This window comes from uncultured Blautia sp., from assembly GCF_902497045.1.
In the GTDB taxonomy this organism is placed as follows: domain Bacteria; phylum Bacillota; class Clostridia; order Lachnospirales; family Lachnospiraceae; genus Blautia_A.
Genome location: NZ_CABVDF010000158.1, coordinates 1 through 6708 on the forward strand (window position 1 = coordinate 1; position 6708 = coordinate 6708).

General features: G+C 43.2%; 11 protein-coding genes. All 11 read right to left on the bottom strand.

From position 1 onward, the window contains the following. The coding region (locus RDS42_RS10820; protein ID WP_308783683.1) for a tyrosine-type recombinase/integrase at positions 1-1124 on the bottom strand (1124 nt) is incomplete at its 3' end. Then, complete coding sequence (locus tag RDS42_RS10825) at positions 1102-1539, bottom strand: helix-turn-helix domain-containing protein (protein WP_002569113.1); 438 nt, start codon at positions 1537-1539, stop codon at positions 1102-1104. The genes RDS42_RS10825 and RDS42_RS10820, both read right to left, overlap by 23 nt. A 104-nt stretch (positions 1540-1643) precedes the next feature. Beyond that, positions 1644-1871: a helix-turn-helix domain-containing protein gene (locus RDS42_RS10830; RefSeq protein ID WP_002589006.1), complete on the bottom strand. Its 228-nt coding sequence runs from the start codon at positions 1869-1871 to the stop codon at positions 1644-1646. A gap of 30 nt (positions 1872-1901) precedes the next feature. Next, positions 1902-2282, bottom strand: coding sequence for a type II toxin-antitoxin system PemK/MazF family toxin (locus tag RDS42_RS10835; RefSeq protein WP_002569115.1), 381 nt, complete (start codon positions 2280-2282; stop codon positions 1902-1904). A 487-nt stretch (positions 2283-2769) separates the two neighbouring features. Further along, positions 2770-3318, bottom strand: a complete 549-nt coding sequence (locus tag RDS42_RS10840; protein ID WP_006059623.1) for a sigma-70 family RNA polymerase sigma factor — start codon at positions 3316-3318, stop codon at positions 2770-2772. Positions 3319-3629: 311 nt separating this feature from the next. Next, positions 3630-4166 carry a hypothetical protein gene (locus tag RDS42_RS10845; protein ID WP_002592913.1) on the bottom strand — a complete coding sequence of 179 codons (537 nt, stop codon included), beginning with the start codon at positions 4164-4166 and terminating at the stop codon, positions 3630-3632. Between the two features lie 104 nt (positions 4167-4270). Next, complete coding sequence (locus RDS42_RS10850; RefSeq protein ID WP_024739395.1) at positions 4271-4885, bottom strand: ImmA/IrrE family metallo-endopeptidase; 615 nt, start codon at positions 4883-4885, stop codon at positions 4271-4273. A gap of 11 nt (positions 4886-4896) precedes the next feature. Further along, positions 4897-5265, bottom strand: a complete 369-nt coding sequence (locus tag RDS42_RS10855) for a helix-turn-helix domain-containing protein (RefSeq protein ID WP_003524836.1) — start codon at positions 5263-5265, stop codon at positions 4897-4899. Between the two features lie 131 nt (positions 5266-5396). Continuing rightward, positions 5397-6359 (bottom strand): WYL domain-containing protein, encoded by a 963-nt coding sequence (locus RDS42_RS10860; RefSeq protein WP_308783684.1) that lies wholly within the window; start codon positions 6357-6359, stop codon positions 5397-5399. A gap of 28 nt (positions 6360-6387) precedes the next feature. Next, complete coding sequence (locus RDS42_RS10865; protein WP_007862354.1) at positions 6388-6528, bottom strand: hypothetical protein; 141 nt, start codon at positions 6526-6528, stop codon at positions 6388-6390. Beyond that, positions 6529-6708: DUF4261 domain-containing protein (locus tag RDS42_RS10870; protein ID WP_195634340.1), on the bottom strand; the 180-nt coding region annotated here is incomplete at its 5' end.

Consider the following 6708-nt stretch of genomic DNA (forward strand, 5'->3'; position numbering starts at 1 on the left):
GATTTCATATCGCCGCCATTGAGTTTCAGCTTGTAGGTGATGCTGGAGTGGCGGAGAGAATGGAACACAACATGAGGCAGTCCGTTTTCTTTGATAAGTTTATTGAAAGCACGGTTAATCACCTGACTTTCCATCGGACGGCCATTGCTGGAGCAAAAGACCAGGTTATTGTCGATGTATTCATCTCCAAACAGATCCATCAGCTCATCAATTTCTTTTTTTCTCTCTACCAGCATATAGGCAACTGTTTTCGGCAGGTACACGCGGCGAATACTGGTTTTGGTTTTAGGCTCTTTCAGGACCAGAGCAGTATGGGTACTGGCTATGCAAGGTGGAAACTTCTTAATAACACCTTTGTCGCTCAAATCGTCCAATGCACCTCGTGTAACCCGTTGCAGCTCTTTGTTGACGAATATATAAGCTGAACCATTTTCTATGCTCTGTGGTGCAATATCAATGCAGTCCCAGGTAAGGCCCAGCATTTCACCAATGCGTAAAGAGCAGGAGAACGCCAGATTTAAGGCAAGGGAGAGGATAGGATCATCACAGACTTCCATAGCCTTGCTCAGCGTTTCGGCAGTCCATATATCCCGTTCTTTATGTTCTTCTTTGGGAAGTGTCGCATTCAGGACAGGGTTACGGCTGATTAGTTCCCAACGCACCGCCTGATTAAAGGCACTGCGAAGTAGCTTGTGAATTTCTCTTACTGTATGCGGGGTCAGATATTCGCTTGTGGGTTTGCGGTTGTTGACGCTTACCGTTTTCACAGAGAGCAGATCGCGGTAATACTTATCCATCATCCTTGGAGTGATGTCGGATAGTAACATATCTCCGATAATAGGAGTTATGTAGTTTCTCGCCAGACCACGGCGGCTTTCATATGTTGACATTGCCCAGGTATTTACACCATAGATGGACATATATTCATCGAGCAGATCGTTCAGGGTCTTTGCCGTAGGAATAAAGAAGGTTCCAGAGTCCTGCTCATACTCAATTTGCTTTTTTCGTTTTTTTGCTTCTGCATTTGTGCTGAAGGTTTCCCAACGCTGTCTGCGTTTTCCGTTTTCATCTGTGTAATCATACACCACAGAATATTTGCTTTTACGCTTCACGATAGATGCCATTTTCATTGCTCCTTTCTGAGATTTTCACATAATGAGTTTGCTTTTGATACCAGGCTTCAAAACTGCTGGTAATGATACGAATTCTTCGATCAATCAAGGTCGTCTCAAAATAGCCCCTTTTAACAAGGTCATAAGCTGTGCCAGATTTCAGCCCCAAAAGATCCGCCATTTCCGGAACTGACATCGTAGTATGCCTCCATTTCTCTCCGGGCGGTGTACCATCCACTTTTTTATAGTGGAACTGGCCGGCATACCAATCTTCAAAGCTATCCAGCATAACTCTCATTCGTCCGGCCACTTGAATTGTTTTGAAATAGTTCTTTTTAACCAACCAGTAGGATTCTACTTTACCAAGCCCAAGCATTTTGCCCATCTCTGGTACAGACATACTGGTCTTTACTCTTTGTTTCTGCATGGCTTTTGCCTCCTCTATAAAGTTTTTCTTGCTATGGCCTCATTGTAAGAGAAAGCAGAAAAAAAGTTAAGGATGTCGATTTGGAGATCGGCATCCTTGACAAATCATTCATCTGTGTGATCCAGCCAGTCATCAAAGCTCTTTTTGGAAATGCGGATATGACCGCCGACTCTGACGCTGTGGAATACACCTTGTTTTACCAGATTATATGCTGTGGGACGACTGATACCCAGAATGTCCTGAATCTCATCGACCGTATAGGTTCTTTTGTCATAGCTGACAGGATTTTGTTCATTAAAGCGGTTCAATTCCGCAATTCTTGCTTCAAACATAAAAACGCCTCCTTTATCCGGTAAGTGGCCTTACGGAGCCTCCATTTCCTCCGGAATATGAATATCTAAACTAACTTGCAGAGCATCATCAATCGCTCTCATTTCTTCGCGAGATACGCGCCCAATGTACGATAAAACACGCCTTTTATCAATCGTTTTAATTTGCTCCAGCAGAACAACAGATTTCAGTCCAAGCTCTGGAACGCTCTCCAGTGCATAGTGTGTGGGCAGCTCCTTTTTCTTAATCCATTTACTGGTGAGCGGAGCTACGATCAAAGTGGGGCAGAAAAAATTCCCCACATTGTTTTGAAGAACCAGGACAGGACGGGTGCCGCCTTGCTCTGATCCAAAATAAGGATTCAAATTGGCATAATATAAATCCCCACGCTTATAAATCCAATCTTCTTTCATGTTCATCCTCCTATGTTTTGAGATTTGATTATGTAAGAAGGAGGCTCTGCAAATTACAGAGTCTCCTTCAATTTAGCGCCTGTTTTATCCCTTACTTGTCCACGACACCCCAGGGACTTGGGTAATCATTAAGCCGCAGGTGGCTGGCCTGCTTCTCAGGAGTTTCACCTCCACTTCGTTTGGTCTTACCCATGGCCTGCGACGGTTATTATCACGCTCGGACTATGGCTGTAAGAGAGCTTTCCTCCTTGTTATGCCATGACCGGATGCCATCCGATGTATTCCAGCCTGATATATTTCTGATAAACCGAAAACTCATCTATACAGCAAAAATGGGTTGGCCTGTTATGCGAGTGGCAGCTCTCAGAAAATATACCGCTGATGTAGCGGCTATTACGCCCAAAGAGGATCAAACTTAATGATTCGTATATGAGGTTGTCAAGGTGCAAGTGAAAGGATTTCCCTCTCACTTGCTACTGCCACTTTTTTAGAAAATCGCAACCAACTTTTTTATTTTTTCTTCAATTTTTTTCAATCGCTTATCTGCGGCTTGCCGAGTAATACCATATCGTTGGGCTAAACAAGTTGCATTTGGTATTTTCATTTCATAATAGGACAATATAAAATCTCGTTCTGCTGGACTCAGTTTCAATAGAGCTTGGTGTAAATCCTCAAGAAGTAAATTCTGAATAGCTTGTTCCGCAGTATCAACAGATTCATCCACAAACAAATCTGTATCCTGATAACCTTCCTCTGTGCCGTCACGATCTCCCACATGAGAAGCCGGGAATATAGAGCGACTTTTCTCATGTTCCTGGAGATAGCGGCTGTGGCGGTCCTCCTGTTGGTATTTTTCAAAATCTTTGCGAGAACATTCCATGATAATGCGGTCATCTTCATCACGGAACATTTTGACTGTTTCAACAAAAAAGCGCCCAGTAAAGCAACCATTGCGGCGTGCCTTACTGAACGCTGAAAAACTGATTTCCTCCCATTCCTGTGGGCTGTTATTTTTCCAAATGAATACTCTCGTCATATCCTTTCCTCCGTTCAAATTCTTGGTAGTCAGCGAATTTGAACGGTGTCATGGATATTTTGCTATGTACGCCTCCCAGCGCATACCGGCCTCCTAATACCGGGCAAAGAAAAAGGCCGGAAGTGTTTTCACCTCCAGCCATGTTCCTGCCGCCATATTGCAGCAGGAATGAAAAAAGCCCGGTTAATGCCGGGCCTTATGTAGAAAAGTATTCAATTTAGCGCATTCCTGCCACTATAACAAGTATAGCAGGTCGGAAGTCGGAAGGGAGTAGGGATTAGGTCGGGGATTTGTCGGGATTTAGTCGGGATTTAGTCGGGATTTAGTCGGGGCAGCTCCTCCAGGACTTCTGGAATAGAATATCCAAACAAGCAAACAGAAAATAAATAGATGGCTTCTCGTTTTCGGTCATAAAAGACACTGCGCTCTATATTTAGTTCTTCCAGCAATTCTTTCTCTGTACTGTTGAACCGATAGATAAATTGCTTAGTCAAAATTTCATAGTAAAGTTCTCCTCGATCCGGATACCGTTTCAGACGAAGGAGTGCACGGTCAATAATATTGACCAACATTTGATTTTGAACAAGGCAGCAAACTTTTTCTTCAAAGGCTTGCAGTTCAATATCTGGTGCAAAATTTTCAAGATAGCAGAGGCCAGACTCTATATCTTGTTCTCCCATAATCCAAGCAGTTTCTTGTAATTCTTCTGCCCGTTCACTCAGAACCCAGACTACATCACGGTAAATCTTTAGAATCAGCTTACTTCTATGAAACGCAGCGTCGCTGTTAAGCCCCAAAGCTGTTAGCCTGCTGTTACATTTTTGGATTGTTGTGCTTTCTTTTCTCATAGAACATCCCTCCTTGTTCGCAATATTGCGAACATATTAGGTACAAAATAGCATAGCAGAGGAGCGTGAGAGAGGGCAGTGCCTCTCTCTATTCCCCCATTTGGTTATATCAGGTTTCTGGATTTTAGACGAATCTGCATTGCTTGCTTGGAAACCTCAAAAATATTTGCCATTTCAGCAATGAGCTGTTCATCTGTCCGGCCTATTCTAAGCCGGTAAAAACATTTTTTGATCTGCGGTAAAGGCATTAGCAGAGCAGAGGCCAGAGTATCCGCCTGACGCTCAATTATGCCATGACTTTCGTCGGAAGAAACATTTCCGTTATAAGCAGCAACATCTCCAGTACCAGAGTACAACTTCTTATGTAGTACCCAATGAGCCAGCTCATGGGCACAGGTAAAACGGAGCCGCCCTAATTTTGATGGATCACAAAGCCGTTCATCAATTAAGATTGTACCAGCTCTTACTGCAATCATTCGATACTGTCTCTGTATCTGGTCATATAAAACAACGGCACCATCATCGAAAATTGTTTCCCCTAATATCTTGGGGTTTTTTCTTAGTGTATGAAACTCCAGGATTAGATCAAACTTTGTCTCGATAATGGTTTCGATTGGCACAGAACATGGTTGCCCGGATAGCAGAGAGGGATCATATTCCATCAGGATTTTTCGCCCTACCGCCTCGATTGCTTCTGTACGGATTTGTGGAATTGACAAAGCTATCCCCCCTATCGTTTACGCTCCTTTAGCATTTTCATAAATGTCTGCCATTCTTCATCGGTAGCGTCTACTTCTTTTGCCACACGCAAGGCTGCCCGAACAATATCTTTTTCCATGATATAGTCTGGCAAATCAGCAGATACTGTATTGCGTGATTTTGCAGCCAGATCCAAAAGCAACTCATATTCTGATTTATCCAAATTCAGAAAGGCGGAGATGCGTTCCACAAAATCTCCATTGGGTGCAGGACGGCGGCTTTGTTCAATATCACACAGATAGCCGTAAGCAATATTCAAATGCTTGGCTGTATCGCGTAAATTGAATTTGTGCGCCTTGCGTTTCTCGGCTATAAATGATCCAAAAGTTATATTGCCCACAGCATTCACCTCTCATTTGTTCGACGAACTGCGAACATCTTGCTTATATTGTATATCGAACATCTGTTCACTTCAAGGATAAAAATTTCATTTGAAAAGAGGTGTTAAAAATCAATAACACCTCTTTTGCGCTATATAAATTCCTGAGCGATTTGCTGCATTTCCGTAATGCACTCTTTGGGAGAGAGAATTTTTATTTTCCCTTTGAATTTGAATATCCAGCCATAAAAAGTTCCACTGGGGTTCACTTCAATTTTGGCTGTGAAGTGTGTATCATCATACCTATCAACAGCAGCATCTTCTCCATAATGATCTATGATTACTCTCATCAATTCGTTTTCACATAGAAGGGTTACTTCCTTCGATGACTCCGATGTAAACATATCAACCATTTTATTTGTATAGGAGGCTACATCAAATCCCTCTATCGGCATAAAGCAAGTTTCAAGATTTTCTACACTTGTTAGCCGATCTACACGGAAGTGAGCAATCTTCTGATGCTTCAGAGAAAATCCAATCAAATAGTAATGGTCATTTTTCCATTCAAGCGCATAGGGATTTACGACATAATAATATCCATCGTGCTTTAAGATTTTCTTTTTTTCCTGAGTATATTCATAGTATTGGAACCGAATTTGCTGATGGTTTCCAATCGCTGTTTGGATATTATCAATGATATAGTAAACCTTTTCATTATGCGGTTTGACACGGCTGGATAAAGCAGCAAATTTTTGAAGCTGTTCTGCCTGATGTGTGCTGGTCAGACGGCATAATTTCTGTACCAGTTCCTCGGATTTCTTGGCAGAAATGATCTTCGAGGATGCTACTGCGTCTGTCAGCATTTTCAGTTCAGGATACTCAAACGGTCGGCTTCCCATAAAATATTGGTTTTGGGTACTCTTGACCACCACAATATCAATCCCTGCATCGATCAGCGCATTGGTATCTGCGTAAACAGTCTGCCGCACTGCCTGAATTCCTTTTCCATTCAGATGGGCAATGATGTCAGATACTGTGGCGGGATGGTTTTCATCGGTCCTCTCATAGAGAAACCGGAGTAATTCCAGTATCCGCATATTTGTTGAATTCTGCATACTTCACCTCCTCGATTCTTAAAATGGCCTATTTTGTATGGTGTCCAGCCCCAAAGACCAGAAGCAGGGCGACAGCACAGAGAAGCAGGCCGATCCAATTTCGATCTATAATCAGCTTGATCACCGCCACAAGCAGAAGTCCGCCTGCCAGGAGCACAACGCCATTCATTCAGCGTCCTCCCGAAGCATAGTTTCCCATGTTGATGTCCAGCACCCCTCTGGGCGGCTGGATCAGGGAGTCCTCATACTGGCACTTCCACTGGACCTCCCGGCACATCTGGCTATCCGCCACGCCGTCTATGGTTTCCCCATCCTGAATGGGGTTATCATGCTCCAGAATATAGGACGC

What these genes read in the sequence shown, in the direction of transcription:
- RDS42_RS10825 (WP_002569113.1), bottom strand. Translation starts at nt 1,539, where the DNA reads ATGCAGAAACAAAGAGTAAAGACCAGTATGTCTGTACCAGAGATGGGC.
- RDS42_RS10830 (WP_002589006.1), bottom strand. Translation starts at nt 1,871, where the DNA reads ATGTTTGAAGCAAGAATTGCGGAATTGAACCGCTTTAATGAACAAAAT.
- RDS42_RS10835 (WP_002569115.1), bottom strand. Translation starts at nt 2,282, where the DNA reads ATGAAAGAAGATTGGATTTATAAGCGTGGGGATTTATATTATGCCAAT.
- RDS42_RS10840 (WP_006059623.1), bottom strand. Translation starts at nt 3,318, where the DNA reads ATGACGAGAGTATTCATTTGGAAAAATAACAGCCCACAGGAATGGGAG.
- RDS42_RS10845 (WP_002592913.1), bottom strand. Translation starts at nt 4,166, where the DNA reads ATGAGAAAAGAAAGCACAACAATCCAAAAATGTAACAGCAGGCTAACA.
- RDS42_RS10860 (WP_308783684.1), bottom strand. Translation starts at nt 6,359, where the DNA reads ATGCAGAATTCAACAAATATGCGGATACTGGAATTACTCCGGTTTCTC.
- RDS42_RS10865 (WP_007862354.1), bottom strand. Translation starts at nt 6,528, where the DNA reads ATGAATGGCGTTGTGCTCCTGGCAGGCGGACTTCTGCTTGTGGCGGTG.